The 23,668-nt window shown below is 71.1% G+C and carries 40 protein-coding genes and 1 pseudogene; 40 read left to right on the top strand and 1 reads right to left on the bottom strand.

The features are described from left to right. The 39 genes and pseudogenes from tuf to rsmI form a co-directional block, all read left to right on the top strand. Positions 1-287: pseudogene (gene tuf / locus MNY60_RS18745) on the top strand (elongation factor Tu); the annotation flags it as partial. Between the two features lie 93 nt (positions 288-380). After that, on the top strand, positions 381-686 hold the full coding sequence (gene rpsJ / locus MNY60_RS18740) for a 30S ribosomal protein S10 (RefSeq protein ID WP_011421000.1): 306 nt from the start codon (positions 381-383) through the stop codon (positions 684-686). 11 nt (positions 687-697) lie between these two features. Further along, positions 698-1,318, top strand: a complete 621-nt coding sequence (gene rplD, locus MNY60_RS18735; protein ID WP_242340122.1) for a 50S ribosomal protein L4 — start codon at positions 698-700, stop codon at positions 1,316-1,318. Further along, the gene (locus tag MNY60_RS18730) at positions 1,315-1,608 is read left to right on the top strand and encodes a 50S ribosomal protein L23 (RefSeq protein WP_242340121.1); all 294 of its coding nucleotides are present in this window, start codon (positions 1,315-1,317) and stop codon (positions 1,606-1,608) included. Before rplD ends, MNY60_RS18730 begins: the two co-directional genes overlap by 4 nt. 22 nt (positions 1,609-1,630) lie before the next feature. After that, on the top strand, positions 1,631-2,479 hold the full coding sequence (gene rplB, locus MNY60_RS18725; RefSeq protein ID WP_242340120.1) for a 50S ribosomal protein L2: 849 nt from the start codon (positions 1,631-1,633) through the stop codon (positions 2,477-2,479). Positions 2,480-2,502: 23 nt separating this feature from the next. Further along, a complete protein-coding gene (rpsS, locus tag MNY60_RS18720) occupies positions 2,503-2,799 on the top strand; it encodes a 30S ribosomal protein S19 (RefSeq protein ID WP_242340119.1) in 297 nt (98 codons plus the stop codon). Positions 2,800-2,812: 13 nt separating this feature from the next. Next, entirely contained in the window at positions 2,813-3,247 is a 435-nt protein-coding gene (rplV, locus tag MNY60_RS18715) for a 50S ribosomal protein L22 (RefSeq protein ID WP_242340118.1), read from the top strand. A 30-nt stretch (positions 3,248-3,277) separates the two neighbouring features. Then, positions 3,278-3,952 carry a 30S ribosomal protein S3 gene (gene rpsC / locus MNY60_RS18710; RefSeq protein ID WP_242340117.1) on the top strand — a complete coding sequence of 225 codons (675 nt, stop codon included), beginning with the start codon at positions 3,278-3,280 and terminating at the stop codon, positions 3,950-3,952. 31 nt (positions 3,953-3,983) lie between these two features. Further along, positions 3,984-4,400 (top strand): 50S ribosomal protein L16, encoded by a 417-nt coding sequence (gene rplP / locus MNY60_RS18705; protein WP_242340116.1) that lies wholly within the window; start codon positions 3,984-3,986, stop codon positions 4,398-4,400. A gap of 13 nt (positions 4,401-4,413) precedes the next feature. After that, positions 4,414-4,635, top strand: coding sequence for a 50S ribosomal protein L29 (gene rpmC, locus MNY60_RS18700; protein WP_242340115.1), 222 nt, complete (start codon positions 4,414-4,416; stop codon positions 4,633-4,635). A 5-nt stretch (positions 4,636-4,640) separates the two neighbouring features. Then, the gene (gene rpsQ, locus MNY60_RS18695; RefSeq protein WP_242340114.1) at positions 4,641-4,898 is read left to right on the top strand and encodes a 30S ribosomal protein S17; all 258 of its coding nucleotides are present in this window, start codon (positions 4,641-4,643) and stop codon (positions 4,896-4,898) included. Positions 4,899-4,901: 3 nt separating this feature from the next. Beyond that, positions 4,902-5,270 (top strand): 50S ribosomal protein L14, encoded by a 369-nt coding sequence (rplN, locus tag MNY60_RS18690; protein WP_242340113.1) that lies wholly within the window; start codon positions 4,902-4,904, stop codon positions 5,268-5,270. Positions 5,271-5,272: 2 nt separating this feature from the next. After that, entirely contained in the window at positions 5,273-5,587 is a 315-nt protein-coding gene (gene rplX, locus MNY60_RS18685; protein ID WP_242340112.1) for a 50S ribosomal protein L24, read from the top strand. Between the two features lie 99 nt (positions 5,588-5,686). After that, positions 5,687-6,229, top strand: coding sequence for a 50S ribosomal protein L5 (gene rplE, locus MNY60_RS18680; RefSeq protein ID WP_242340111.1), 543 nt, complete (start codon positions 5,687-5,689; stop codon positions 6,227-6,229). An 11-nt stretch (positions 6,230-6,240) separates the two neighbouring features. Next, a complete protein-coding gene (locus MNY60_RS18675; RefSeq protein ID WP_242340110.1) occupies positions 6,241-6,426 on the top strand; it encodes a type Z 30S ribosomal protein S14 in 186 nt (61 codons plus the stop codon). 11 nt (positions 6,427-6,437) lie between these two features. Beyond that, positions 6,438-6,836 carry a 30S ribosomal protein S8 gene (gene rpsH / locus MNY60_RS18670; RefSeq protein ID WP_242340109.1) on the top strand — a complete coding sequence of 133 codons (399 nt, stop codon included), beginning with the start codon at positions 6,438-6,440 and terminating at the stop codon, positions 6,834-6,836. 13 nt (positions 6,837-6,849) lie between these two features. Next, the gene (gene rplF / locus MNY60_RS18665) at positions 6,850-7,392 is read left to right on the top strand and encodes a 50S ribosomal protein L6 (protein WP_242340108.1); all 543 of its coding nucleotides are present in this window, start codon (positions 6,850-6,852) and stop codon (positions 7,390-7,392) included. Positions 7,393-7,451: 59 nt separating this feature from the next. Next, positions 7,452-7,811, top strand: coding sequence for a 50S ribosomal protein L18 (rplR, locus tag MNY60_RS18660; protein ID WP_242340107.1), 360 nt, complete (start codon positions 7,452-7,454; stop codon positions 7,809-7,811). A gap of 18 nt (positions 7,812-7,829) precedes the next feature. Then, positions 7,830-8,336: a 30S ribosomal protein S5 gene (gene rpsE / locus MNY60_RS18655; RefSeq protein ID WP_242340106.1), complete on the top strand. Its 507-nt coding sequence runs from the start codon at positions 7,830-7,832 to the stop codon at positions 8,334-8,336. A gap of 9 nt (positions 8,337-8,345) precedes the next feature. After that, positions 8,346-8,585 carry a 50S ribosomal protein L30 gene (gene rpmD, locus MNY60_RS18650; RefSeq protein WP_242340105.1) on the top strand — a complete coding sequence of 80 codons (240 nt, stop codon included), beginning with the start codon at positions 8,346-8,348 and terminating at the stop codon, positions 8,583-8,585. A 36-nt stretch (positions 8,586-8,621) separates the two neighbouring features. Further along, the gene (rplO, locus tag MNY60_RS18645) at positions 8,622-9,116 is read left to right on the top strand and encodes a 50S ribosomal protein L15 (protein ID WP_242340104.1); all 495 of its coding nucleotides are present in this window, start codon (positions 8,622-8,624) and stop codon (positions 9,114-9,116) included. A gap of 72 nt (positions 9,117-9,188) precedes the next feature. Then, positions 9,189-10,526: a preprotein translocase subunit SecY gene (gene secY, locus MNY60_RS18640; RefSeq protein ID WP_242340103.1), complete on the top strand. Its 1,338-nt coding sequence runs from the start codon at positions 9,189-9,191 to the stop codon at positions 10,524-10,526. Positions 10,527-10,577: 51 nt separating this feature from the next. Then, positions 10,578-11,222: an adenylate kinase gene (locus MNY60_RS18635; RefSeq protein ID WP_242356082.1), complete on the top strand. Its 645-nt coding sequence runs from the start codon at positions 10,578-10,580 to the stop codon at positions 11,220-11,222. A gap of 20 nt (positions 11,223-11,242) precedes the next feature. Beyond that, positions 11,243-12,040 carry a type I methionyl aminopeptidase gene (map, locus tag MNY60_RS18630; RefSeq protein WP_242340101.1) on the top strand — a complete coding sequence of 266 codons (798 nt, stop codon included), beginning with the start codon at positions 11,243-11,245 and terminating at the stop codon, positions 12,038-12,040. Positions 12,041-12,298: 258 nt separating this feature from the next. Further along, positions 12,299-12,415 (top strand): 50S ribosomal protein L36, encoded by a 117-nt coding sequence (gene rpmJ / locus MNY60_RS18625; RefSeq protein ID WP_242340100.1) that lies wholly within the window; start codon positions 12,299-12,301, stop codon positions 12,413-12,415. A gap of 25 nt (positions 12,416-12,440) precedes the next feature. Further along, positions 12,441-12,827, top strand: a complete 387-nt coding sequence (gene rpsM, locus MNY60_RS18620) for a 30S ribosomal protein S13 (RefSeq protein ID WP_242340099.1) — start codon at positions 12,441-12,443, stop codon at positions 12,825-12,827. Between the two features lie 128 nt (positions 12,828-12,955). Continuing rightward, on the top strand, positions 12,956-13,339 hold the full coding sequence (gene rpsK, locus MNY60_RS18615; protein WP_242340123.1) for a 30S ribosomal protein S11: 384 nt from the start codon (positions 12,956-12,958) through the stop codon (positions 13,337-13,339). Positions 13,340-13,353: 14 nt separating this feature from the next. Continuing rightward, the gene (rpsD, locus tag MNY60_RS18610) at positions 13,354-13,980 is read left to right on the top strand and encodes a 30S ribosomal protein S4 (protein WP_242340098.1); all 627 of its coding nucleotides are present in this window, start codon (positions 13,354-13,356) and stop codon (positions 13,978-13,980) included. Positions 13,981-14,167: 187 nt separating this feature from the next. Then, complete coding sequence (locus MNY60_RS18605) at positions 14,168-15,187, top strand: DNA-directed RNA polymerase subunit alpha (protein ID WP_242340097.1); 1,020 nt, start codon at positions 14,168-14,170, stop codon at positions 15,185-15,187. Between the two features lie 29 nt (positions 15,188-15,216). Then, positions 15,217-15,720 carry a 50S ribosomal protein L17 gene (gene rplQ / locus MNY60_RS18600; protein WP_242356084.1) on the top strand — a complete coding sequence of 168 codons (504 nt, stop codon included), beginning with the start codon at positions 15,217-15,219 and terminating at the stop codon, positions 15,718-15,720. A 120-nt stretch (positions 15,721-15,840) separates the two neighbouring features. Next, entirely contained in the window at positions 15,841-16,476 is a 636-nt protein-coding gene (locus MNY60_RS18595) for a phosphatase PAP2 family protein (RefSeq protein ID WP_242356086.1), read from the top strand. Between the two features lie 104 nt (positions 16,477-16,580). Next, positions 16,581-16,844: a 30S ribosomal protein S16 gene (gene rpsP / locus MNY60_RS18590; RefSeq protein ID WP_242356088.1), complete on the top strand. Its 264-nt coding sequence runs from the start codon at positions 16,581-16,583 to the stop codon at positions 16,842-16,844. Positions 16,845-16,854: 10 nt separating this feature from the next. Next, complete coding sequence (locus MNY60_RS18585) at positions 16,855-17,085, top strand: KH domain-containing protein (protein ID WP_242340093.1); 231 nt, start codon at positions 16,855-16,857, stop codon at positions 17,083-17,085. 1 nt (position 17,086) lies between these two features. Continuing rightward, complete coding sequence (rimM, locus tag MNY60_RS18580) at positions 17,087-17,584, top strand: ribosome maturation factor RimM (protein WP_242356092.1); 498 nt, start codon at positions 17,087-17,089, stop codon at positions 17,582-17,584. Between the two features lie 84 nt (positions 17,585-17,668). Further along, positions 17,669-18,415, top strand: a complete 747-nt coding sequence (gene trmD / locus MNY60_RS18575) for a tRNA (guanosine(37)-N1)-methyltransferase TrmD (RefSeq protein WP_242356094.1) — start codon at positions 17,669-17,671, stop codon at positions 18,413-18,415. Between the two features lie 15 nt (positions 18,416-18,430). Continuing rightward, positions 18,431-18,838 (top strand): 50S ribosomal protein L19, encoded by a 408-nt coding sequence (gene rplS, locus MNY60_RS18570; protein ID WP_242340090.1) that lies wholly within the window; start codon positions 18,431-18,433, stop codon positions 18,836-18,838. 115 nt (positions 18,839-18,953) lie between these two features. After that, complete coding sequence (locus MNY60_RS18565; protein WP_242361425.1) at positions 18,954-20,801, top strand: hypothetical protein; 1,848 nt, start codon at positions 18,954-18,956, stop codon at positions 20,799-20,801. Positions 20,802-20,805: 4 nt separating this feature from the next. Next, complete coding sequence (locus MNY60_RS18560; protein ID WP_242340088.1) at positions 20,806-21,207, top strand: YraN family protein; 402 nt, start codon at positions 20,806-20,808, stop codon at positions 21,205-21,207. Further along, entirely contained in the window at positions 21,204-22,085 is an 882-nt protein-coding gene (gene rsmI, locus MNY60_RS18555) for a 16S rRNA (cytidine(1402)-2'-O)-methyltransferase (RefSeq protein WP_242356098.1), read from the top strand. Before MNY60_RS18560 ends, rsmI begins: the two co-directional genes overlap by 4 nt. Positions 22,086-22,125: 40 nt before the next feature. Here rsmI and MNY60_RS18550 read toward each other — a convergent pair whose 3' ends face one another. Beyond that, complete coding sequence (locus MNY60_RS18550) at positions 22,126-23,229, bottom strand: GNAT family N-acetyltransferase (protein WP_242356100.1); 1,104 nt, start codon at positions 23,227-23,229, stop codon at positions 22,126-22,128. A 64-nt stretch (positions 23,230-23,293) separates the two neighbouring features. Between MNY60_RS18550 and MNY60_RS18545 the strand changes: the two genes are divergently transcribed. Next, positions 23,294-23,668, top strand: a 375-nt coding sequence (locus MNY60_RS18545) for a GntR family transcriptional regulator (protein ID WP_242361423.1), incomplete at its 3' end; no start/stop codon positions are given.

Here is a 23,668-nt window from a genome sequence, read left to right as displayed (position 1 = left end):
CGCCGCACACCAAGTTCAAGGCCGAGGTGTACGTCCTGACGAAGGAGGAGGGTGGGCGCCACACGCCGTTCTTCAACGGCTACCGCCCGCAGTTCTACTTCCGCACGACGGACGTCACGGGTTCGGTGCAGCTCCCGGCGGGCGTCGAGATGGTGATGCCCGGCGACAACATCGCGATGGAGGTGGAGCTCATCACCCCGATCGCGATGGAGAAGGAGCTGCGCTTCGCGATTCGCGAGGGCGGCCGCACTGTCGGCGCGGGCGTCGTGGCCGAGGTCATCCAGTAGGTAGCACCACCGGCGAACGGCGGGGCCTCCGGTCCGCAGACGTTGCGGGCCGGCGCTCCGCGCCGCGCCGAGTGATGGAGAGAAGGCTTTCCGATGGCGACTCAGAAGATTCGGATCCGGCTCAAGGCCTACGACTACAAGCTGCTCGACCAGTCGGCCGGGGAGATCGTCGAGACCGCGAAGCGCACGGGCGCGAAGGTGGCGGGACCGATCCCGCTCCCCACCCGGATCAACAAGTTCACCGTTCTCCGCAGCCCGCACGTCGACAAGAAGTCGCGCGAGCAGTTCGAGATCCGCACGCACAAGCGGCTGCTCGACATCCTCGAGCCGACGCCTCAGACGCTCGACGCGCTCATGAAGCTCGACCTGTCGGCCGGCGTGGACGTGGAGATCAAGTAGTCGAGGACCCTATGGCCAAGTTCGACGTCTACGACCTCGACAAGAAGAAGGTGGGCGAGATCGAGCTCGCCGACGCCGTCTTCGCGGGCGAGGTGAACGAGCACCTCTTCTACGAGGTGGTGAAGGCGAAGCTCGCCTCCGATCGCTCGGGCACCCACGCCGTGAAGAACCGGTCCCTCGTGTCCGGCGGCGGCAAGAAGCCCTGGAAGCAGAAGCACACCGGCCGCGCCCGCCAGGGCTCGACCCGGGCGTCGCAGTGGGTGGGCGGCGGCAAGGCGATGGGGCCGAAGCCGCGCGACTACTCCTACGACGTGCCGAAGAAGGTCCGGAAGGCAGCCCTGCGCGCCGCGCTCGCGCTCCGCAGCCAGGAGCAGAAGCTCGTCATCGTGCAGGAGTGGAAGCCGGCGGAGCCGAAGACCTCCGCCGCGGCGAAGGTGCTCGCGAAGCTCGGCGCGAAGAAGGCGCTCGTCGTCGACGCGGCCGCGAACGCCTCGCTCGCGAGGAGCGTGCGCAACCTCGACGGCTCGGACTTCCTCGCCGCCGAGGGGCTCAACGTCTACGACATCCTGAAGCACGACGCGCTCGTGCTGACGGCCGAGACCGCGAAGAAGCTGGAGGCCAGCCTCTCATGAACCTCGCCATGCAGGACGTGGTGAAGCGTCCGCTCATCACCGAGAAGGCGGAGCAGGCCCGCGAGGCGTACCGCCAGTACGCCTTCGAGGTGCACCGGGACGCCACCAAGATCCAGGTGAAGCAGGCGGTGGAGAAGCTCTTCAACGTGCACGTCCTCGACGTGCGGACCGCCATCGCGCGCGGGAAGAACAAGCGCGTCGGCCGGAACGTCGGCCGCCGCCCCAACTGGAAGAAGGCCTTCGTGACCCTCAAGGAAGGCGAGACGATCGCCCTCTTCGAGGGGACGTAGAGGCGAGGGGACGGAGACCAACATGGCCCTCAAACAGTACAAGCCGACGAGCCCCGCCCGGCGGCTCATGACGGTGTCGGACTTCGCGGAGATCACGAAGTCCAAGCCGGAGAAGAAGCTCACGCAGCCCGTCCGCAAGTCGGGCGGCCGCAACGCGCACGGCCACATCACGACCCGCCACATCGGCGGCGGCCACAAGCGCCGCTACCGCGTGATCGACTGGCGGCGCGACAAGGACGGCGTGCCGGCCAAGGTCGCGGCGGTCGAGTACGACCCGAACCGCACGGCGCGCATCGCGCTCCTGCACTACGCCGACGGCGAGAAGCGCTACATCCTCGCGCCGGTGGGCGTGAACGTCGGGGACACGCTCGTCTCCGGCGAGACGGTCGACATCCGCCCGGGCAACGCGCTTCCGGTCAAGGCGATCCCGCTCGGCACGGTGCTCCACAACGTCGAGTCGCAGCCCGGCTCCGGCGGCAAGATGATCCGCTCCGCGGGCTCCTTCGGCCAGCTGATGGCGAAGGAGGGGCTGTACGCCCAGATCCGCATGCCCTCCGGCGAGGTCCGCAAGGTCCTCCAGGAGTGCCGCGCGACCATCGGCCAGCTCTCGAACGTCGAGAGCTCGAGCGTCAGGCTCGGCAAGGCGGGCAAGAGCCGCTGGCTGGGCAAGCGCCCGACCGTGCGCGGTCTCGCGATGAACCCGGTCGATCACCCGCACGGCGGCGGCGAGGGCAAGTCCGGCCAGGGCAACCCGCACCCGGTCTCGCCGTGGGGCCAGAAGACCAAGGGCCAGAAGACTCGCAATAACCGCCGCACTGACAAGTTCATCGTCTCGCGCCGCAAGCCCGGGCCGCGCAACACGCCCCAGTAGCGAGCGAGAAGGGACAGCGACTCATGGCGCGTTCGATCAAGAAGGGCCCGTTCGCGGACAAGCACCTCACGAAGAAGGTCGAGGACGCGAACAAGGGCAACAAGAAGTCGGTCATCAAGACCTGGTCGCGGCGGAGCACGATCCTGCCGGACTTCGTCGGCCACACGTTCGCGGTCCACAACGGGCGGAAGTTCGTCCCGGTGTTCGTGACCGAGAACATGGTCGGCCACAAGCTCGGCGAGTTCGCCCCGACGCGCACCTTCCACGGCCACTCGGCCGAGAAGAAGGCCGCGGCGGCGCCGGCGCCGGCCAGGAAGTAGCGAGGGAACGGACATGGCCGAGACCCAGACCACGAAGAAGGGCGCCAAGCGCGTTCGCCAGCCGGTGCCCGCGCGCCGTTCCAAGCCGAACCGGCCCGCGAAGCCGGCGCCGGGGCCGCACGCATCCCTCAGCTTCCTCCGCGTCGCGCCGCGCAAGGTGCGGCTCGTCGCGAACGAGGTGCGGGGCATGCCCGTCGGCGACGCGCTCGCGGTGCTCAAGTTCACGCCCCAGGCGGCCGCGAAGCACCTCTCGAAGCTCATCCGCTCGGCGGTCGCGAACGCCGAGCAGAACGGCGGCCGCGTCGACGTCGACGCGCTCGTCGTGAAGACGCTGACGGTGGACCAGGGCCCGAAGATGCGGCGCTTCATGCCGCGCGCGATGGGCCGCGCCTTCCGCATCGAGAAGAAGACGAGCCACGTCTACGTCGAGCTCGGAACCGCGCAGTAGCCTGGAACCCAAGGGAATCGAGGAGAGCACATGGGACAGAAAGTCCATCCGATCGGGTTCCGGCTCGGCGTCATCCGGTCCTGGGATTCGAAGTGGTACGAAGAGAAGAACTACGCGAAGTGGCTCCACGAGGACATCCACCTCCGCGAGTACGTGAAGGAGAAGCTCGGCCAGGCCGGCATCTCCCGCATCGAGATCGAGCGCGCCGCGAACAAGGTGAAGATCAACGTCCACACCGCGCGGCCGGGCATCGTGATCGGCAAGCGGGGGGCGGGGATCGAGACGATCAAGAAGGAGCTGCAGGGCAAGACCGAGAACGAGGTCTACCTGAACGTCGTCGAGGTCCGTAAGGCCGAGACGGACGCGCAGCTCGTCGCGGAGAACATCGCGACCCAGCTCGAGCGGCGCATCGCGTTCCGCCGCGCCATGAAGAAGGCGGTCCAGACCGCCCTCAAGTTCGGCGCGAAGGGCATCCGCGTGGCTTGCTCCGGCCGCCTCGGCGGCTCCGAGATGGCGCGGTACGAGTGGTACCGCGAGGGCCGCGTCCCGCTCCACACGCTCCGCGCGGACATCGACTACGGCTTCGCCGAGGCGAAGACCACCTACGGCAAGATCGGCTGCAAGGTCTGGATCATGCGCGGCGAGGTGCTGCCGCAGACCACCCCTGTGCGCCAGCCGCGGAGCAGCGGCGGCGCCCGGCCCTGAGCCGCGCCCAGGACACCTCTAGGAGACGCACATGCTTCAGCCGGCGCGAACGAAGTACCGCAAGATGATGAAGGGCCGCATGCGGGGGAAGGCCTACCGCGGCTCGGATCTGAACCAGGGCGAGTACGGCCTGCAGGCCACCGAGTGCGGCTGGCTCACCTCACGCCAGATCGAGGCCGCGCGCGTGGCGATCACCCGCTACGTGAAGCGGGGCGGCAAGCTCTGGATCCGGGTCTTCCCGGACAAGCCCATCACGAAGAAGCCCGCCGAGACTCGAATGGGCACCGGCAAGGGCAACGTGGAGTACTACGTGGCCGTCGTGAAGCCGGGCCGCGTCCTCTACGAGCTCTCCGGCGTCGACGACGAGTCTGCGAAGAAGGCGTTCCACCTCGCCGCCCACAAGCTGCCCGTCGCGACCAAGGTCGTGAAGCGCGGCACCACGCTGTAGGAGGGAACGAGCGATGGCGACCGTCAACGAGCTGCGCGACCTGGAGCGGAAGGATCTCCTCGCCCGCGCGGCGGAGCTGAAGCAGACGCTCTTCGATCTCAAGAACAAGCACTCGACCGGCGTGCTCGACTCGACCGCCGACCTCGCCAAGACCAAGCGCGAGATCGCGCGCATCCTCATGGTCGCGCGCGAGAAGGAGCTCGCCGCGGCCCAGGCCGGGAAGGCGAAGGAGTGATCGACATGGAGCGCGGCAACCGCAAGTCCCGCATCGGCGTGGTCGTCTCGAACAAGATGGCGAAGACCGTGGTCGTCAAGGTCGAGCGCCGGGTGACCGACCCGAAGTACGGGAAGATCGTGAAGCGCGCCGAGAAGTACAAGGCGCACGACGAGAACAACGACTGCCAGATCGGCGACAAGGTCCGGATCGTCGAGACGCGTCCGATGTCCAAGGACAAGCGCTGGCGCGTCGCCGAGACCCTCGAGAAGGCGGAGGTCTAGGCCATGATCCAGCAGCAGACGATGCTCGACGTCGCCGACAACTCCGGCGCGAAGAAGGTCCAGTGCATCAAGGTGCTCGGGGGCACCCGCCGCAAGTACGCCTCGATCGGCGACGTGATCGTCGTCTCGGTCAAGGAGGCGATCCCCCAGGCCAAGGTGAAGAAGGGCGAGGTCGCCCGCGCCGTCATCGTGCGCACGAGCCGCGAGGTCAAGCGGCCGGACGGCAGCTACATCCGCTTCGACGGGAACTCGGCGGTCCTCATCAACAAGGACCTCGAGCCCATCGGCACGCGCATCTTCGGGCCGGTGGCGCGCGAGCTCCGCGCCCGGAAGTTCATGAAGATCATCAGCCTCGCGCCGGAGGTGCTGTAACCATGCCGGGCATCCGCAAGGGCGACACGGTCAAGATCATCGCCGGCAAGGAGAAGGGGAAGCAGGGCAAGGTCCTCGAGCTCCTTCCCGAGAAGGGCCGCGTCCGCATCGAGAAGCTCATGACCGTGAAGCGCCACCTGAAGAAGGGGCGCAGCCAGGCCACGCCGGAGGGCGGGATCCTCGAGAAGGAGGGCACCGTCGCCATCTCCAACGTGATGGTGCTCCAGGGCGACAAGCCCGTCCGCCGCGAGAAGATCGCGCGCGACCTCGGCGCCAAGGAGAAGGCCCGGTCCGACAAGAAGAAGGCCGCGAAGTAGGCGGGGTTTCCGCCGTCGGGATTTGGACGGCGCGGAGAGTTCGTAGGAAAACGCATCGCCCGGCACGGGAAGAGGCCGGCCGAAGGCAAGGAGAGCACGATGGCAGCGCGTCTGAAGGAGCGGTACGAGCAGGAGGTCCGCTCCGAGCTGATGAAGGAGTTCGGGTTCACGAACCCGATGCAGGCCCCGAAGCTCGAGAAGATCGTCGTGAACATGGGGCTCGGTGAGGCGATCAACAACGGCAAGATCATCGACGCCTCCGTCGAGCAGCTGTCCTCCATCACCGGCCAGAAGCCGGTCGTGACGAAGGCGCGCAAGTCCATCGCGAACTTCAAGCTGCGCCAGGGCCAGTCGATCGGGGCGATGGTCACGCTCCGCGGCGATCGCATGTACGAGTTCTTCGACCGCCTGGTGTCGATCGCCCTCCCGCGCGTGCGCGACTTCAAGGGCGTCTCGCCCAAGGCGTTCGACGGGAAGGGCAACTACACGCTCGGCGTGCGCGAGCAGATCATCTTCCCCGAGATCAACTACGACAAGGTCGAGAAGATCAAAGGGATGAACATCACGGTCGTCACGACCGCCCGGAACGACGAGGAGGGCCGAGCGCTCCTTCGCCACCTCGGCATGCCGTTCCGTCAGTAAAAGGAGATCCCATGGCGAAGCTTTCGAAGATGGCGCAGGCCAAGCGCAAGCTGAAGTTCCCGGTCCGGCAGTACAACCGCTGCCCGCTGTGCGGCCGGCCCCGCGCGTTCCTGCGCAAGTTCCAGATGTGCCGTCTCTGCTTCCGCCAGCGCGCGCTGCAGGGCGAGATCACCGGCGTCATCAAGTCGAGCTGGTAAGGGAGACGCGAATGAGCTTCACCGATCCCATTGGCGACATGCTGACGCGCATCCGCAACGCCTCGAACGCGCGTCACGAGAAGGTCCTGGTCCCCACGTCCCGGCTGAAGGTCCGCATCGCCGAGGTCCTCCGCGAGGAGGGCTTCATCAAGGACTTCGTCCTTCACCAGGACGGGCCCCAGGGCGCGATCACCATCGTCCTCAAGTACAGCGGCGACCGTGAGCCGGCGATCAGCGACATCAAGCGGGTCTCGAAGCCGGGGCTGCGGCGCTACGTGCCGACCGACTCGATTCCACGCGTGCTGAACGGCATGGGCATCGCGATCCTCTCCACGTCGAAGGGCGTGATGGTGGACCGCGAGGCTCGCAAGCAGAAGGTCGGCGGCGAGCTGATCTGCACCGTCTGGTAAGGGAGCGACCGAGATGTCTCGCATCGGCAAGCTGCCCGTCAAAATCCCGGAGAAGGCGAAGGTCTCCGTGGACGGCCACCTCGTGAAGATCGAGGGGCCCAAGGGCAAGATGTCCTTCCCCACGAACCCGCGCGTGAAGGTCGCGGTCGACAAGGGCGAGGTGACGGTCACGCGCCCCGACGACTCCCCCGAGTCGAAGGGTCTGCACGGCCTCACCCGCACGCTGGTCAAGAACGCGCTCGATGGCGTCGTGAAGGGCTACGAGCGCGGCCTGGAGATCAGCGGCGTCGGCTTCAAGGCCGAGGTGAAGGGGAAGGATATCCACTTCGCCCTCGGCTTCTCGCACCCGGTGGTGTTCAAGCTGCCGGAGGGCGTGACCGCCGAGGTCGACGCGAAGCAGACGAAGCTCACGGTGAAGGGCGTGGACAAGCACCTCCTCGGCCTCACCGCGGCCAAGATCCGCGCGCTCCGCCCGCCCGAGCCGTACAAGGGCAAGGGCATCAAGTACGCGGAGGAGATCGTCCGCCGCAAGGAAGGCAAGACCGGCGCCGCCTAGGCCGGCATCCACCCCGCTCATGCGGCGGCTGAACCGTCGCCGCCGCAAGGAGGAACGTCATGGCGCAGCACGTCACGTCGCGCGAGAAGCGCAGGGCTCGCATCCGCCGGAAGATCTCCGGCACCGCCGCGCGCCCCCGGCTCACCATCTACAAGAGCCTCAAGCACATGTACGCCCAGCTCGTGGACGACACGACGGGCACCACCCTGGTCTCCGTTGCCACGAACGCGAAGGCGATCAAGGACGAGATCAAGGACGACGACAAGACCGCTGCGGCGAAGCGCGTGGGCGCGGCCCTCGCGAAGGCGGCCATGGCGAAGGGGATCGAGGCGGTCGTGTTCGACCGCAACGGGTTCGACTACCACGGGCGCGTCGAGGCGGTGGCCGCGGCCGCGCGCGAGGCCGGGCTCAAGTTCTAGGTGACGGAAAGGTTTCGAATGGCTACTCCCATCAACGCGAACGAGCTCGACCTCCAGGACAAGGTCGTCCACATCAACCGCGTGGCGAAGGTCGTGAAGGGCGGCCGCCGGTTCAGCTTCTCGGCGCTCGTCGTCGTCGGCGACGGCAACGGCTACGTCGGCGTGGGCCTCGGGAAGGCGAACGAGGTCCCGGAGGCGATCCGCAAGGGCGGCGACCAGGCGAAGAAGAACCTCTTCAGGGTTCCGCTCGTCGGGACGACGATCCCCCACGAGGTGCTCGGTCACTTCGGCGCGGGCTGGGTGCTCCTCAAGCCCGCGGGCGAGGGCACCGGCGTGATCGCCGGCGGCACCGTTCGCGCGGTCCTCGAGGCGGCCGGCATCCGCAACGTCCTGACGAAGTGCCAGGGCTCGCGCAACCCGCACAACGTCCTCAAGGCGACCGTGGCGGGCCTGAAGAGGCTGCGCTCCGCGGACGACGCCGCCCGCGCGCGCGGCAAGCAGGCCGCCGAGCTCGGCGGGGCGTAAGGAGACATCATGGCTGCCATCCAGGTGAAGCTCGTCCGCGGGCTCGCGGGCTGTCCCGCCGCGCATCGGACGATCGTCGCGGGCCTCGGCCTCAAGAAGCGCGATTCCACGAAGATCCTGCCCGACACGCCGCAGACGATGGGGATGATCGCGAAGGTCTCCTACCTCGTCGAGTGGGAGCGGGTAGACCAGCCTGCGCCCGAGGGGCGTAAGGCCAGGAAGGCGAAGGCGACGGCCCGGCAGGGTTAGACAGCCGTCCGCCCCGTGATAAAAGGAGAACGCTCCATGTCGCTTTCCAAGCTCAAGGCGCCCAAGGGCGCGAACCGCGAGCGCACGCGCGTCGGCCGTGGCCAGGCATCCGGCCTCGGCAAGACGGCGGGCCGCGGCGGCAAGGGCCAGAAGGCCCGCTCCGGCAACATGCACTTCGAGGGGTTCGAGGGCGGCCAGATGCCGCTCCAGCGTCGCCTCCCGAAGTTCGGCTTCAAGAACGTCTTCCGCCGCGACCTCGAGGAGGTCAAGGTCGGCGATCTCGAGGGCCTCACCGGCCTCGTCGATCCCGCCGCGCTGAAGAGCGCGGGGCTCGTGCGCGGGAACCGCGATGGCGTCGTCCTCCTGGGCGGCGGCGAGCTCAAGAGCGCGGTCACCGTCAAGGTGCACCGCGTGACCGCCGGCGCCCGCGCCGCGGTGGAGAAGGCGGGCGGCAAGGTGGAGGTCATCCCCGCGCCCGTCACGATGTACGAGAAGGCCAAGGCCGCGAAGAAGGCTCAGGCGAAGAAGTAGGGCGGGGATGGCACGACGGCGGCCGCGCCACGCGGCGCGCCGCGCGTCGGGCGCAGGGCGAAAGGGGACCGCATGGCAGTCAGCGGGCTTGTGAACATCTTCAAGATCGCGGAGCTCCGGAAGCGGCTCCTCTTCAGCCTCGGGATGCTCGCCGTCTACCGGCTCGGCATCTACGTCACCACTCCCGGCGTGGACCGGCAGGCGATGCAGAACGTCGTCTCGTCCGGCAACCTGCTCGGGCTCCTGAACTTCTTCTCCGGCGGCGCTTTCGAGCAGCTGTCGATCTTCGCGCTCGGCATCATGCCGTACGTGTCGGCGTCGATCATCCTGCAGCTCCTCACCGTGGTCGTCCCGGCCCTCGAGAAGCTGCAGAAGGAAGGCGAGCTCGGGCGGCGCAAGATCACCCAGTACACGCGCTACCTCACGGTCGTGCTCTCGGCCATCCAGGGCTACGGGATCGCCACCTACCTCGAGACGCTGCGCGACCCCGCCGGCATCGCGGTGGTCGCCGATCCGGGCTGGGGCTTCCGGCTCCTGACCATGATCTCGCTCGCCGCCGGCACCTCGTTCATCATGTGGATGGGCGAGCAGATCACCGAGCGCGGGGTCGGCAACGGCATCTCGCTCATCATCTTCGCCGGCATCGTCGCGCGCGCCCCCGCCGCGGCGTGGAACACCTACCGCTCCTTCCGCGCGCCGGGCTCCCAGATCAGCGAGCTCGGAGTCGTCGTCCTCCTCGCCATCATGGTGGTGGTGATCGGGGCGATCGTCTTCGTCGAGCGCGGGCAGCGCCGTATCCCGGTCCAGTACGCGAAGCGCGTCGTCGGCCGGAAGCTCTACGGCGGCCAGTCGACGCACCTGCCGCTGAAGGTGAACACCTCGGGCGTCATCCCGCCGATCTTCGCGTCGTCGCTGCTGCTCTTCCCGGCGACGCTCGCGGGCTGGTTCCCGGCGCTGAGCCGCGTGTCCACCGCGATCCAGGCGGGCAGCTGGATCTACAACGTGCTGTACGTCGTCCTCATCATCTTCTTCGCCTACTTCTACACCGCGGTGACGTTCAACCCGGTGGACGTCGCCGACAACCTCAAGAAGTACGGCGGCTACATCCCGGGCATCCGGCCGGGCAAGAAGACGGCGGACTACATCGACTACGTCCTGTCGCGCATCACGTTCGGCGGCGCGATCTACCTCGCCGCGGTGTGCGTGCTGCCCACGATCCTCACGAACGAGTTCAACATCAACTTCTACTTCGGCGGCACCTCGCTGCTCATCGTGGTGGGCGTCGCGCTCGACACGGTGCAGCAGATCGAGGGACACCTCATCACGCGGCACTACGAGGGCTTCACCGGCCCCCGCGGCCCGCGGATCCGTGGCCGCAGGCTCTCGACAGGACAGGCCGTCAACGCCTGACGCACGGTGGGCCTCGCGAGGCGCGAGGCCCGCTGCGTCTCGGAGGTCGCGATGATCCTCATCCTGCTCGGACCGCCGGGGGCCGGCAAGGGCACCCAGGCGAAGCTGCTCTCCGCCGAGTTCCACGTCCCGCACATCTCGACGGGCGACATGTTCCGCGACCACAAGGCGCGCGGGACCGAGCTCGGCAAGCAGATCCAGGCGATCATGGACGCAGGCGGCCTCGTGACGGACGACGTCACGAACGCCCTCGTGAAGGACCGCCTGTCCCGGCCCGACGTCGCCGACGGGTTCATCCTCGACGGCTACCCGCGTACGATCGCGCAGGCGGAGTACCTCGACGGGCTGCTCCAGTCGATGGGCCGCTCCCTCACGCGCGTCGTCTCGTACGACGTCGCCGAGGAGGCGGTCGTCGAGCGGATCAGCGGCCGGCGAAGCTGCCCGAAGTGCGGCGCCGTCTACCACGTCTCGGCCAATCCGCCGCGGCGCATGGGCTACTGCGACCGCGACGGCGCGGGGCTCGTCCAGCGCGACGACGACAAGCCCGAGAACGTGAAGAAGCGGATGGCCGAGTACGGCAACAAGACCGAGCCGCTGAAGCGCTTCTACCGCGAGCGCGGCCTGCTCTCGAACGTCGACGGCATCGGCACGCCGGAAGGCATCCTCGCCGCCACGAGGGCGGTCCTCCCGAAGTAGGGCCGCGGCGGACGCGAATGATGGACGGGCGCGCACGCGAGCGCATCGACCTGCGCACGCGCGACGAGATCGCGCGGATCCGCGAGGCGTGCCTCGTCGTGCACGCGGTGCTCGACGAGCTGGAGGCGGCCGTGGCGCCGGGGGTCACGACGGCCGAGCTCGACCGGCTCGCCCGGACGCGTGCCCGCGACCGCGGCGCCGAGCCGGCGTTCCTCGGGTACCACGGCTACCCGGCGTCGCTCTGCGTCTCGGTGAACGACGAGGTGGTCCACGGCATCCCCTCCGAGGGACGCGTCCTGCGGGAGGGCGACATCGTCGGCCTCGACTTCGGGGTCGTGCTCGGCGGCTGGTTCGGCGACTCGGCGCGCACGGTGCCGGTCGGCCGGGTGAGCGCGGAGGCGACGCGGCTGCTCGAGGCGACGCGCGAGTCGCTGCGGCGCGCCATCGCGGCGGCGGGGCCGGCCGCCCACGTCGGCGACCTCGGCGCCGCCGTGCAGGCGTGCGTCGAGCCGCAGGGCTATTCGGTCGTCCGGGACTTCGTGGGCCACGGCATCGGGCGGCGGCTGCACGAGGCGCCCCAGGTCCCGAACTTCGGGACCCGCGGCTCCGGGACCGCGCTGCGGCCCGGGATGGTCCTCGCCATCGAGCCGATGGTGAACGCGGGCGGGCGCGCGGTGGAGACGCTCGAGGACGGCTGGACCGCCGTGACCGCCGACGGCAGCCTCTCGGCGCACTTCGAGCACACGGTGGCGATCACGGAGGATGGGCCCGAGGTGCTCACCCTCGGGAGGGGCGGGCCGGTCGGGGGGAGCAGATAGGGCAGGTACCGGGGCGGATCCCGGGCAGGCCCACGCGGAGCCGCTTGCAGCCGCGGTTTCGCTATGTTATAGGGCCCGCTTCGTTGAGGCCGCTCGAGTCGGGTGGCCTCCCGGGAAAGCCCGGAGAATACGGGCGGCTACGCCGGGCGCGCCACGGAGCGCTACCGAGCCGCCAGGCCCGCCGGCCGTAGCGGCGGGGTTTTTCGTCTTTGGAGCAGGACTTCGTGGTTCGAAACCACGAGCGGAAGGGAACGGGTCATGAAGGTCCGCGCGTCGGTCAAGAAGGTTTGCGACAAGTGCAAGGTCATCAAGCGCAAGGGCACCGTGCGGATCATCTGCCCGGCCAACCCCCGCCACAAGCAGCGCCAGGGCTAGGGCCCGGCGAGTAACGGAGAGACGAATGGCTCGCATCGCCGGCGTCGACCTCCCCCGCGAGAAGCGGATCGAGGTCGCCCTCCAGTACATCTACGGCATCGGCAAGACGACCGCGCAGGCCGTCTGCGACCGCGCCAAGGTGGACGTCACCACGCGGACGAAGGACCTCACGGACGACGAGGTCCGTCGCATCCGCGAGACCATCGAGCAGAACGTGAAGGTCGAGGGCGACCTCCGTCGTGAGATCTCGCTCAACATCAAGCGGCTCATGGATCTCGGCGCCTACCGCGGCCTGCGTCACCGCAAGGGCCTCCCGGTCCGCGGCCAGCGCACCCACACGAACGCGCGCACGCGGAAGGGTCCGAAGAAGGGCCTCGTGCGGAAGCCCGCCGCCGCCCCGGCGCCGAAGTAACCGAACGCCTCAAGACCGGAGAGCTCAGAGTGGCTGACGAGAAGCAGCAGACGAAGAAGCCGGAGGAGGCCGCCGCCGCACCCTCGGCGCCGAACCTCGGCGGCATCGAGCCGGTGACCGCCTCGCCCGTGACCCCGAAGAAGGGGAAGAAGCGGGTGAAGAAGAACATCGCGGCGGGCATCGTGCACATCGCCTCGACCTTCAACAACACGATGATCACGATCTGCGACGCCTCGGGGAACGTGATCTCGTGGTCGAGCGCGGGCGCGCGCGGCTTCAAGGGATCGCGCAAGTCGACCCCGTTCGCCGCCCAGGTCGCCGCCGGTGACGCCGCCGCCAAGGCGATGGAGCACGGCCTCAAGACCGTCTCGGTGCTCGTGAAGGGGCCGGGCGCGGGCCGAGAGTCGGCGCTCCGCGCGCTCTCGGCCGCCGGGCTCAAGATCACGCTCATCCGGGACGTGACCCCGATCCCGCACAATGGCTGCCGGCCGCCGAAGCGCCGCCGCGTCTAGTCAGGAGAACGAACGTGGCTCGCTACAACGAAAGCGTCTGCCGGCTCTGCCGCCGGGAGAACCTCAAGATGTACCTGAAGGGCGACCGGTGCTACACCGACAAGTGCGCCATCGAGCGCCGCCCTTACCCTCCCGGCCAGCACGGCCAGGGGCGCGTGAAGTTCTCGGAGTACGGCGTCCAGCTCCGTGAGAAGCAGAAGGTGAAGCGGATGTACGGCCTCCTCGAGGCCGGGTTCCGCCACGCCTACCAGAACGCCGCCGCCGCCAAGGGCAAGACCGGCGAGAACCTGCTCCAGACGCTCGAGCTCCGGCTCGACAACGTCGTGTTCCGCCTCGGCTTCGCCGACACGCGCAACGAGGGGCGGCAGCTCGTCCGGCACGGCCACTTCAAGGTGAACGGCCGCAAGGTCAACATCCCGAGCTACATGTGCCGCGCGGGCGACAAGATCGAGCTGCGGGATCGCTCGAAGAAGGTCGTCCGGATCAGCGAGGCGCTCGAGGCGGTCGACCGCCGCGGCGTCCCCGGCTGGCTGGAGCTCGACAAGGGCGGCTTCAAGGGCACGGTGAAGACCCAGCCTTCGCGCGAGGACATCACCATGCCGATCCAGGAGCAGCTCATCGTCGAGCTGTACTCGAAGTAGTCGAGCGCCCTTCGGCAGGCTCAGGGCGAGCGGTCCGGCGCGCCGGACGCGGTCAGAGCCTTCGAGCGGGTCGGCGAGCAAGAGACGCCGGCCCGCTCATCACATCCAAGGAGTCGCGCGTCCCACGGATCCCCCACCGCCTGGCTGAGCGGACGAGGGGAGGGGGCGGCGGCAGAGGAGACAGCCCATGGTCGATCCGATCGTCACGAAGAACTGGCGCGATCTCATCAAGCCGCGCGGCCTGGTCGTGGACCAGGAGAGCCTCTCGAACACCTACGGGAAGTTCGTCGCCGAGCCGCTCGAGCGCGGCTTCGGCATCACCCTCGGCAACTCGCTCCGGCGCGTGCTGCTCTCGAGCCTGCAGGGCGCCGCGATCACCTCGGTGAAGATCGAGGGCGTCGAGCACGAGTTCATGACGATCCCCGAGGTCGCCGAGGACGTCACCGACATCATCCTCAACCTCAAGGAAGTCCTCCTCCAGATCCACACCAACGAGGTGAAGACCCTCCGGATCGAGGCGGACGGGCCCCGCGAGATCAAGGCCGGCGACATCATCGCCGACGGCCAGGTCGAGGTCCTGAACCCCGGCCACCACGTCCTCACCATCAGCGAGGGCGGCCGGGTCCGGATGGAGCTCACCGCGCGCCGCGGCCGCGGCTACGTCCCGGCGGACAAGAACAAGGTGCCGGGGCAGCCCATCGGCACCATCCCGATCGACGCGCTCTTCAGCCCGATCCGGAAGGTGAACTACCAGGTCACGAACGCCCGCGTCGGCCAGCAGACCGACTACGACAAGCTGACGCTCGAGGTCTGGACCGACGGGTCGGTCGCGCCGAACGACGCCGTGGCCTACGCCGCCAAGATCGTGAAGGAGCAGCTCTCGATCTTCATCAACTTCGACGAGGCCGAGGAGCCCGCCGAGGAGCTGAAGCCGGTCGAGGAGCAGAAGCTCAACGAGAACCTCTTCCGCTCGGTGGACGAGCTCGAGCTCTCCGTCCGCAGCGCGAACTGCCTCCAGAACGCGAACATCAAGACCATCGGGGATCTCGTCCAGAAGACCGAGGCCGAGATGCTGAAGACGAAGAACTTCGGCCGGAAGTCGCTCAAGGAGATCAAGGAGATCCTGGCCGAGATGGGCCTCTCGCTCGGGATGAAGCTCGAGAACTGGCCGCCGAAGGCGGCGCCGCAGGGCGCCCCCAAGGTCTAGCGAACCTGGACCGATAGGAGACACCCAAGATGAAGCACCGCGTCGTCGGCCGCCGGCTCGATCGCACCACCGAGCACCGCACGGCCATGCTGAGAAACATGGTGACGTCGCTCTTCCGCCACGAGCGCATCGTCACGACCACGCCCAAGGCGAAGGAGCTGAAGCGCTTCGCCGACAAGGTCATCACGCTCGCCAAGCGCGGCTCCGCGCACCACCGGCGGCTCGCGAACCGCGAGGTGAAGGACGTCGAGGTCCTGAACAAGCTCTTCGACTCCCTCGCCGGGCGCTTCAAGGCGCGGCCCGGCGGCTACACGCGGATCGTCCGCGTCGGCCGCCGCGTCGGCGACAACGCCGAGATGGCCGTGATCGAGCTCGTCGACCGCGCCCCCGCGCAGGCCGAGGGCGAGGGCGAGGGCGAGAAGAAGACCGCCAAGGCGAAGGAGCCCAAGGCCCCCAAGGCGAAGGCGCCGAAGAAGGCCGCCGCCGCGAAGCCGAAGGCCAAGGCCAAGGCCAAGAAGGGCGCCGAGGAGTAATCCGGGCGCTCCCCCGCAGGGCCGCCTGGGCCGCGCGCGAGCCGTTCGCGCGCGGCCCTTTCGTTTTCGCCGTCCCGCCTTCCGCACAGGGGGCCGCGCTGGTACAAACGGACCGCCCCGATGCCGCCGCTCTACGCCCAGGATCCGCTCGGAGCCGCGAACGCCGCGCTCCAGTCCCGAGCGCTCGAGCTGCCCATGGCGGCGCTGCTCGTGGCGTGCGAGCCGTGGATGCTCGTGCTCGTCGCCCTCGCGCTCTACTCGTGGCTCGAGGGGGAGGTCCGAGGGGTCCTGAAGGCGGTCGCGCCGGCAGCGATCTCCATCCTCCTCGCGGTGGGGGTCGCGCTCGCCGCCCGCGCGGCGGGGGCCGCGCCCCGTCCCCTGGAGGCGAGCGGCTTCGCGCCGCTCCTCCGCGCGGCGTTCCCAGCGCCTCACGCCGCCGGCGTCGCGGCGTTCGCGACCTTCTCGCTCCTGGTCTACGGCAGGCGAGCGCTCACCGTGCTGGCCCTCGCGGCGCTCTGCGCGATGGCGCGGGTCCGGATGGGGTCTCACTGGGCCGCCGACCTCGCGGCGGGAGGCATGCTCGGCGTGCTGGCCGCCGGGGTGACCTACGTCGCGGCGCTGCGCTTGCTCCCCCGGGGACACCTCTCGGCGCTGCGTGCGCGCCGCCTGCCGCGGGCGCGCCGCCAGCGTGGCGCGGCGAATCCGGGGGGCGAGGCGGCCGAGCGGGACGCAGAGCCCGGCGCCGGCTCGTCTTGACACCCAGCCTAAGTTGGCGTAAAGAAACCCACTTTTCGTGGAGTCCCCGCCGCGCCTGGCCGGGGAAAACGCTCCGCGTTCCAAGGATTTAGGAGGCAGGACACATGGCAGTGGTTCTTCGGCTGTCGCGCGCGGGCACGCACAAGGCGCCCTTCTATCACGTGGTCGCCACCGACTCGCGCAACTCCCGCGACGGCAAGTACATCGAGGACGTCGGCATCTACGATCCGACGCTCGTGCCCGAGCGGATCGAGCTCAAGGTCGAGCGCATCGAGCACTGGATCAAGGTCGGCGCGAAGCCCAGCGAGACCGTCGCGATGATCCTCAAGCGCGCCAAGGGCGCGGCGCCGGCCGAGAAGAAGGCGTAGGGCGGCTCCGATGCGCGACCTCGTCCTCTGGCTCGCCAGCGAGCTCGTCGAGCGGAAGGACGCGGTGAAGGTCGAGGTGCTCGAGCGCGATCGCGCGACGGTCCTCGAGCTCTCCGTCGCCCCCGACGATCTCGGGCGCGTCATCGGGCGAGGTGGCAAGACCGCGAAGGCGCTCCGGACCGTGCTCGACGCCGCCGCCCGCAGGGAGGGACGCCGGGCGGTGCTCGACATCCTCGACTGACGTGGCGCTCGTCCGGCTCGGCAAGGTCGTCCGGGCCATCGGCCTGAAGGGCCACCTCGGGGTGGCCGGGACCGAGGGCGCGCTCACGACGGTGACTCGGATCGCGCTCCGGCGCGGAGACGAGCCCGAGCCGCCGATGCGGGAGGTGGTCGAGGCGCGGCCGCAGGGCCGGGTCTGGGCGGTGAAGGTGGAAGGGGTCTCCGACCGGACGTCGGCGGAGGCGTGGGTCGGGGCGGAGGTGCTCGCGCATCGCGAGGACCTGCCGGAGCCAGGCGAGGCGCGGCACTACTGGGCCGACCTCGAGGGCCTGCCGGTGGTCACGGCGGCGGGCGCGGCGGTCGGGACGGTGACGGGGCTGTACGACACGGGCGGCGTGGACGTGCTCGTGGTGACGACGGAGGACGGCGGAGAGAAGCTCGTGCCGCTCGCGCCCTACGTCGAGGTGGACGTCGCGGGGCGGCGCGTGGTGGTGGATCCGCCCGAAGGGCTTCTGGACTAGAGCGCAGAGACGGAAGGAGGCCGCAGGAGACGAGGACGTGAGGTTCGGCCGGTTCACGACGAGCGGGGATCCCGCGGAGGCGCGATGAGCGCGCGGCTCGAGGTGGAGATCCTGACGCTGTTCCCGCGGATGTGCGAGGGGTACCTCGCGGAGAGCATCCTCGGGAAGGCGCGCGAGGCAGGGCTCGTGTCGGTGACCGTGTCGGACGTCCGGGAGCACGCCCGGGGCAAGCACCGCGTGACCGACGACGCGCCCTACGGCGGCGGCGCCGGCATGGTGATGAAGCCCGAGCCGCTCACGGAGGCCATCGAGGCGGCGCGGTCCAGGCTGCCCGGCGCGCTCGTCGTGATGACGAGCCCGCGGGGCCTGGCGCTGGACCAGGCGCTGGCGCGGCGGCTCTCGACTCACGGCAAGCTCGTCCTCGTCTGCGGCCGTTACGAAGGGGTGGATGAGCGGGTGCTGGCGGCGGTGGACATGGAGGTCTCGATCGGAGACTTCGTCCTGACGGGCGGCGAGCTCGCGGCGCTCTGCGTCGTCGACGCCGCCGCGCGGCTCGTGCCGGGCGTGCTCGGCAACGAGGCGTCCGCCGGCGCAGAGAGCTTCGCGGGCGAGGACACGTTCCTCGAGTACCCGCAGTACACGAGGCCCCCGGAGTTCCGGGGGATGAAGGTTCCGGAGGTCCTCCTCTCGGGAGACCACCGGCGCATCGAGCGGTGGCGGCGGCGCGAGGCGCTGCGCGTCACGCGCGAGCGGAGGCCGGACCTCTTCGCGAGGGCGCGCCTCACGGAGAACGACCTCCGGCTCATCGACGCCGGAGACGACGAGCTGTAAAGGAGAGCATCGATCATGCTGCGCAAGGCGATTGCCGACATCCAGGCGAAGTACGTGCGGAACGACGTCCCCGAGCTCCGCTCCGGGGACAGCGTCCGCGTCCACACGAAGATCAAGGAGGGCGACAAGGAGCGCATCCAGATCTTCGAGGGCGTGGTCATCGCCTACCGGCGGGGCACCCCCGGGTCGTCGATGTTCACGGTCCGGAAGATGAGCTACGGGGTGGGCGTGGAGCGCATGTTCCCTGTCCACAGCCCGCGGATCGACAAGATCGAGGTCCTGGGCCACGGCGAGGTCCGCCGCTCGCGCCTGTACTACCTGCGCGAGCTGCAGGGGAAGGCGGCCCGCCTCCACCAGGAGGAGGGCCCGACCCCCGGCGCCGCCGTCGCGGCTCCGCCCCCCGCGGCTCCGCCGCAGGCCTGACGTTCCCCTCTGGCGACGAGGTGGGAGCGCGCCTCCGGTGCGCTTCCACCTCCTCGCTCGTGCGCGTGCGCGCCTTCCCGGGCCGCGCGTCGGGCGCTAACATGCGCCCCCGAGCGTGATCCTCCTCGAGTTCGCAGCGCAGGGCGTGCGTGGCGTGGCGCCTTCGGGCGGCCGCGCGACGCTTCGTCCCGGCTACAACGTCGTCGCCGCGGACGGCCCCGCGCTGCGGCGCCTCCTCGAGGCGCTGCTGCACCCGGATCCGCGCGACGCGGAGGCGCTGCCGCGTGCGGGCACCGGCCCCGCGGGCGCGGGCATGCGCGCGGGGCTGACCCTCGTCGGCGACGACCGCGTCACCTACCGGCTCGTGCGCGACTTCGCGGTCGGCTGCCAGCTCCACCGGTTCGACGCGGAGAAGCGGGCGTTCGCGCCGGTCTCGCAGGAGCTCGCCGAGATCCGCGAGCTCCTCCGCTCGACCGTGGGCGTCCCCACCCCGGCGCGTCTCTCCGCGCTGCTCTCGCTGTCCGCGGCGGAGCTGCCCTCGCGGCAGGGCCCGGGCGTGGAGCCGTCCCGCGCCGCCCCCCCGCGCGCGACGCTCTCGCCTGAGCAGGCGCGCCGTCGCGTCGCCCAGCTCGAGGCGGAGCTCGCGCAGGCGCGCGTCGCCGAGGGGCTCCAGGAGCGCCTGGATCGGCTGCAGGCGCGGCTCGCCGCGCTGGGGGAGGCGCTCCGCGCCGGAGATCGCCTCCGCGACGGTCTCGAGCGCGCGCTCGAGGCGCGCGCGGAGCTCGACGCGGCGGCGGCCGCCGGCGCCGCGCTCGGCGACGCGGAGGCGAAGCTCGTCACGTACGAGCGAGGGAGCGCGCGCCGCGCGGAGGCGCTCGAGCGCGCCGCGGCGGAGCGCGCCTCGCTCGACGAGGTGGACGCGCGGGGGGCGCCGGTGGCGCCCTGGCGCGGGATCCCGTTCTGGGCCGGGGCAGGCGCCGGCGCCGCGCTCGCGATCGGCGGCGCCGCCGCCGCGGCGGCCGGGTCGGAGCTCCGCCACGCGGCGCTCCTCGCGGTGCCAGCCTTCGGCACCGCGGCGTGGGTGGCGTGGGAGTGGGTCGGCCGCCTCGAGGCGTGGGAGCGCGTCTCTCGCCGCAGGCGCGTCGTCGACGACTGGGAGCGGAAGCTCCAGGGGGCGTTCGAGCGCGACGCGCAGGAGGTTCGCGCGGCGCTCAAGACGGCCGGCGTGCAGGGCGTGCCGGAGCTCCGCGAGCTGCTCTCGCGGGTCGAGGACGCGGACGCGGTCGTCGCGGAGTGGCGCCGCCGGGTCGCGGAGTGGCAGGCCGCGCCCGAGGCGCAGCGCCTGGCCGCGGAGCGGGCGCAGGTGGAGGGAGAGCTGCGGGCGGCGGAGGCGACCTTCTCCGAGCAGGCCGGCGGCTTCGTGCGCGATCCTGCGTCGATCGAGGGCGAGCTCCGGCGGCTCCAGGCGGAGGCGGCGGTCGCGATCCGGCAGGAGGCGCCCGCGCCGCCGCCGCGTGCGACGCCCGCTCCCGGCGGCGATGCGCTGCGCCTCCTCGTCGAGCGCGCCGCCGCGGAAGGCGGCGCGAGCCCGGCCGCGGTCGTCCGCGGCCTCGCCGCCAAGGCCTCCCAGACGCTCTCCGGTCTCTCCTTCCAGCGGCTCCAGGCGCTCGGCGCCGACGAGCGCGGGAACCTCTCCGTCCAGGTGAGCGGCCGGGTCGTGGCTGCCGCGACGCTGCCGCCCGCGGATCGCGATCTCGTGTTCCTCGCGATCAAGCTGGCGCTCCTCGAGCAGGCGCTCGCCGGCGGCAAGGGCGTCGCCATCGTCGAGGACGCGTTCGCGGGGCTCTCGGACGGCGCGCGGCGCTTCGCGGCGCGGCTCCTGAAGCAGCTCGCCCGCCCGGGACAGCTCCTCCACGCCACGGCCGATCCGGCCTTCCGGGAGGCGGCCGATCACGCCGCGTGAGGGCATGACGGGCGGCGAGGCGCAGCAGGGCGACCGGCGCGCCCGCGGGCGGGAGGCGGAGGCGATCGCCGCCGAGTTCCTCGTCCGGGAGGGCTTCGAGATCCTCGATCGCAACCACGGCACTCCGCGCGGTGAGGTGGACCTCGTCTGCCGCGAGGGCGGGATCGTGTGCTTCGTCGAGGTGCGGAGCCGCTCCTCGGACGCGCAGGGCGGACCGGAGGAGACGGTCGGTCGGGGCAAGGCGCGCCGCGTGGTGGCCGCCGCGACCGACTGGGCGCTCCGGAACGGCGGCCTCGAGCAGGAGCTGCGCTTCGACGTGGTCGCGGTCACGTTCGAGGAGGCGGGGCCGCGGGTGGAGCTCTACCGTGGGGCGTTCGACGGCGAGGGGAAGCCGGGACTGTGGTGACCGAGGCGAACGAGCGGAATGAGGGCCGGCGCGGCACGCTGTACGTGGTCGCGACGCCGATCGGGAACCTCGGCGACCTCTCGCCGCGCGCCGCCGAGGTGCTCCGCAGCGTCCGGGCGGTCGCGGCCGAGGACACGCGCAGGACCCTGAAGCTCTACGCGCACCTCGGCGCGCCCGCGCCCGCGCTCCTGTCGCTCCCGGCCTTCGACGAGCGCGGCCGCGTCGCGGCGATCGTCGAGCGGCTCGTCGCGGGCGAGTCCGTCGCGCTCTGCACGGACGCCGGCACGCCCGGCGTCTCGGATCCGGGCGCGGCGCTCGTCGCCGCCGCCTGGGCGGCGGGCGCGACGGTCGTGCCGATCCCCGGCCCGAGCGCCGCGCTCGCCGCGCTCGCCGCGTCGGGCTTCCCCGCCGACCGGTTCCTCTTCACCGGGTTCCTGCCGCGCAAGGGCGCGGGACGCGCCGAGGCCCTCGCGCTCCTCGCCGCCACGCCGGCGACGCTCGTGCTCTACGAGGCGGGGAACCGGACGCGCGAGACGCTCGGCGATCTGGCCGAGGCGCTCGGCGACCGGGAGGCGCTCGTCGCGCGCGAGCTGACGAAGCTCCACGAGGAGCTCCTGCGCGGGCGCCTCCGCGAGCTCGCCGCCCGGCTCGCCGACGAGGTCCGCGGCGAGGTGACGCTCGTCGTCTCGAGCGAGGGGGCCGCGCCACCCGCGCGCCCGGCGCCGGAGGTGCCGCTCGCGGACGAGCTCGCGCGCAGGCTCGCGGCGGGCGAGCCTCCGTCGGCGATCGCGCGCGAGGTCGCCCGCGCCCGCGGGCTGAAGCGCGCCGACGTCTACGCGGCCCTCGAGCGGCTGAAGCACGGCGCGAAGCCGGAGTAGGAAGGGGCTTCGAGCGGCGCCGGGATGGCGCGCTGCCAATCTAGAGGCCGCGATCGTCGCTCGAGGGCGCCTCGCGGCGCGCTCCTTCCAGGCCGGCGGCGCGGTCGAGCACCATGTCCGAGGAGCCGGGGAAGCGCGGGGGCGTGGCCGCCACGTCCACGAAGCCGTACCGCGCGTAGAGCCCCTGCGCGTCGCGCGTGGCGAGGCAGACGAAGCGCGTCCGCCGCACGGCGGGGTGGTCGAGGAGCAGCGTCATCACCCGCTTGCCGAGGCCCTGTCCGCGCCAGGACCGCGCGACCACCACGTCGTAGATCCAGGCGCGCCGCCCGTCCGACACCGCGCGCGCGGAGGCGACGAGCGCGCCGTCCGGCGACCGCGCGCCCACCCAGGCCGTCGCCCCGAGGTGCGCGGGCCCGATGAGCTCCCGCGCGACCCCCTCCCACCAGTACTCGCCGCCGAGGAGCGTCTCCACGGCCGGGAGGTCCTCGGGTCCGAGGGCGGCGTGCAGCCGGACCCCCTCCGCGGCGAGGAAGGGAGGCGTGGGCGCGGCGGGGTTCGCCTCGCGGATCGCCTCGATCGCCAGGGGGTCGCCGGGCGCGCCACGCTCCCACAGGCCGAGGAGGATGCGCTCGATCTCCTCGGGCGTCCGGTTCTGCAGGAGCTTCCACTTTCCGTCGATCCGCTCGAAGGGCACGAAGAAGACCCGCACGCCCTCGAGCTCGCCGCGGTAGAGCGGATCGCCGGCGTCGATGGGCCGGTACCGCCCCTCGGGCTGCCAGCGGCGCATGAGGGCCTCGAGGGCCCGGGCCTTCGTGGCGGGATCCTCCACCGCCGTGAGCGTCCCGTGCACCTGCACGCTCCGGAAGAGGGTGGTGGCGGGGCAGGCGCGCACCGGGTCCACCATCCAGCTCGGGACGTGCGCCACCACCTCCTCGGCGGACACCACCGCCGGTCGGCCGAGGCAGGTCGCCTTCTCGCCGGCGTGGGCGCCGTGGAAGAAGACGCCGTCCTCGAGCACCGCTGCGTCGAGCGCGCGCAGCACGGGCGCGCCCGCGGGGGTGGTGGTGGCGAGGTGCACGACCGGCGCGCGGGCGAGGAGCGCCAGCGCGCGGGCCGGGTCGGCGCGGAAGATCTCTCGTCTCATGCCGGGAGCGTGGCCCGGCGCTGGTCCTGCGAAAAGGTCCAGTCCTGATAAACTCGATGGACCAGTGCGCACCTGGACCCTCGCCCTCGCCCTCGATCGCGACGACCCCGCGCCGCTCGCGGTGCAGATCGCCCGCGGCCTCGCCGCGCGCATGCGCTCGGGCGCGCTCGAGCCCGGGGCGGCGCTCCCCTCGAGCCGCGAGCTCGCCCGCGCGCTGGCGGTGCACCGCAACACGGTCCTCGCCGCGTACGGCGAGCTCGCCGCCGAGGGCTGGATCGAGGCCGCCCGGGCGCGAGGCACGTTCGTGTCGCGCGAGCTGCCCGCCCGTCCGCCGCGGCGCTTCGCGCCCCCGCCCGCGGGGCGCGCCGAGCGAGCCGGGTTCGACCTGCCGGCCGCGCCGGTGCCCGCCGTCGCGCCGCCGCCGCCCGGGGCGCTGCAG

Source organism: Anaeromyxobacter sp. SG17, from assembly GCF_022690695.1.
GTDB classification, from domain to species: domain Bacteria; phylum Myxococcota; class Myxococcia; order Myxococcales; family Anaeromyxobacteraceae; genus Anaeromyxobacter; species Anaeromyxobacter soli.
This window is presented reverse-complemented; position numbering and strand designations above follow the sequence as displayed.

What these genes read in the sequence shown, in the direction of transcription:
- MNY60_RS18635 (WP_242356082.1), top strand. Translation starts at nt 10,578, where the DNA reads ATGATCCTCATCCTGCTCGGACCGCCGGGGGCCGGCAAGGGCACCCAG.
- rpsQ (WP_242340114.1), top strand. Translation starts at nt 4,641, where the DNA reads ATGGAGCGCGGCAACCGCAAGTCCCGCATCGGCGTGGTCGTCTCGAAC.
- MNY60_RS18730 (WP_242340121.1), top strand. Translation starts at nt 1,315, where the DNA reads ATGAACCTCGCCATGCAGGACGTGGTGAAGCGTCCGCTCATCACCGAG.
- rpmD (WP_242340105.1), top strand. Translation starts at nt 8,346, where the DNA reads ATGGCTGCCATCCAGGTGAAGCTCGTCCGCGGGCTCGCGGGCTGTCCC.
- MNY60_RS18550 (WP_242356100.1), bottom strand. Translation starts at nt 23,229, where the DNA reads ATGAGACGAGAGATCTTCCGCGCCGACCCGGCCCGCGCGCTGGCGCTC.
- rpsP (WP_242356088.1), top strand. Translation starts at nt 16,581, where the DNA reads ATGGCAGTGGTTCTTCGGCTGTCGCGCGCGGGCACGCACAAGGCGCCC.
- rplV (WP_242340118.1), top strand. Translation starts at nt 2,813, where the DNA reads ATGGCCGAGACCCAGACCACGAAGAAGGGCGCCAAGCGCGTTCGCCAG.
- rplQ (WP_242356084.1), top strand. Translation starts at nt 15,217, where the DNA reads ATGAAGCACCGCGTCGTCGGCCGCCGGCTCGATCGCACCACCGAGCAC.
- rpsC (WP_242340117.1), top strand. Translation starts at nt 3,278, where the DNA reads ATGGGACAGAAAGTCCATCCGATCGGGTTCCGGCTCGGCGTCATCCGG.
- rpsH (WP_242340109.1), top strand. Translation starts at nt 6,438, where the DNA reads ATGAGCTTCACCGATCCCATTGGCGACATGCTGACGCGCATCCGCAAC.
- rpsS (WP_242340119.1), top strand. Translation starts at nt 2,503, where the DNA reads ATGGCGCGTTCGATCAAGAAGGGCCCGTTCGCGGACAAGCACCTCACG.
- secY (WP_242340103.1), top strand. Translation starts at nt 9,189, where the DNA reads ATGGCAGTCAGCGGGCTTGTGAACATCTTCAAGATCGCGGAGCTCCGG.
- rpsE (WP_242340106.1), top strand. Translation starts at nt 7,830, where the DNA reads ATGGCTACTCCCATCAACGCGAACGAGCTCGACCTCCAGGACAAGGTC.
- rplS (WP_242340090.1), top strand. Translation starts at nt 18,431, where the DNA reads ATGCTGCGCAAGGCGATTGCCGACATCCAGGCGAAGTACGTGCGGAAC.
- MNY60_RS18605 (WP_242340097.1), top strand. Translation starts at nt 14,168, where the DNA reads ATGGTCGATCCGATCGTCACGAAGAACTGGCGCGATCTCATCAAGCCG.
- rpsJ (WP_011421000.1), top strand. Translation starts at nt 381, where the DNA reads ATGGCGACTCAGAAGATTCGGATCCGGCTCAAGGCCTACGACTACAAG.
- rplE (WP_242340111.1), top strand. Translation starts at nt 5,687, where the DNA reads ATGGCAGCGCGTCTGAAGGAGCGGTACGAGCAGGAGGTCCGCTCCGAG.
- rpsM (WP_242340099.1), top strand. Translation starts at nt 12,441, where the DNA reads ATGGCTCGCATCGCCGGCGTCGACCTCCCCCGCGAGAAGCGGATCGAG.
- rpmC (WP_242340115.1), top strand. Translation starts at nt 4,414, where the DNA reads ATGGCGACCGTCAACGAGCTGCGCGACCTGGAGCGGAAGGATCTCCTC.
- trmD (WP_242356094.1), top strand. Translation starts at nt 17,669, where the DNA reads ATGAGCGCGCGGCTCGAGGTGGAGATCCTGACGCTGTTCCCGCGGATG.
- rplP (WP_242340116.1), top strand. Translation starts at nt 3,984, where the DNA reads ATGCTTCAGCCGGCGCGAACGAAGTACCGCAAGATGATGAAGGGCCGC.
- MNY60_RS18560 (WP_242340088.1), top strand. Translation starts at nt 20,806, where the DNA reads ATGACGGGCGGCGAGGCGCAGCAGGGCGACCGGCGCGCCCGCGGGCGG.
- MNY60_RS18675 (WP_242340110.1), top strand. Translation starts at nt 6,241, where the DNA reads ATGGCGAAGCTTTCGAAGATGGCGCAGGCCAAGCGCAAGCTGAAGTTC.
- MNY60_RS18585 (WP_242340093.1), top strand. Translation starts at nt 16,855, where the DNA reads ATGCGCGACCTCGTCCTCTGGCTCGCCAGCGAGCTCGTCGAGCGGAAG.
- rplB (WP_242340120.1), top strand. Translation starts at nt 1,631, where the DNA reads ATGGCCCTCAAACAGTACAAGCCGACGAGCCCCGCCCGGCGGCTCATG.
- rplR (WP_242340107.1), top strand. Translation starts at nt 7,452, where the DNA reads ATGGCGCAGCACGTCACGTCGCGCGAGAAGCGCAGGGCTCGCATCCGC.
- rpmJ (WP_242340100.1), top strand. Translation starts at nt 12,299, where the DNA reads ATGAAGGTCCGCGCGTCGGTCAAGAAGGTTTGCGACAAGTGCAAGGTC.
- map (WP_242340101.1), top strand. Translation starts at nt 11,243, where the DNA reads ATGGACGGGCGCGCACGCGAGCGCATCGACCTGCGCACGCGCGACGAG.
- MNY60_RS18595 (WP_242356086.1), top strand. Translation starts at nt 15,841, where the DNA reads ATGCCGCCGCTCTACGCCCAGGATCCGCTCGGAGCCGCGAACGCCGCG.
- rplF (WP_242340108.1), top strand. Translation starts at nt 6,850, where the DNA reads ATGTCTCGCATCGGCAAGCTGCCCGTCAAAATCCCGGAGAAGGCGAAG.
- rplO (WP_242340104.1), top strand. Translation starts at nt 8,622, where the DNA reads ATGTCGCTTTCCAAGCTCAAGGCGCCCAAGGGCGCGAACCGCGAGCGC.
- rplN (WP_242340113.1), top strand. Translation starts at nt 4,902, where the DNA reads ATGATCCAGCAGCAGACGATGCTCGACGTCGCCGACAACTCCGGCGCG.
- rplD (WP_242340122.1), top strand. Translation starts at nt 698, where the DNA reads ATGGCCAAGTTCGACGTCTACGACCTCGACAAGAAGAAGGTGGGCGAG.
- rplX (WP_242340112.1), top strand. Translation starts at nt 5,273, where the DNA reads ATGCCGGGCATCCGCAAGGGCGACACGGTCAAGATCATCGCCGGCAAG.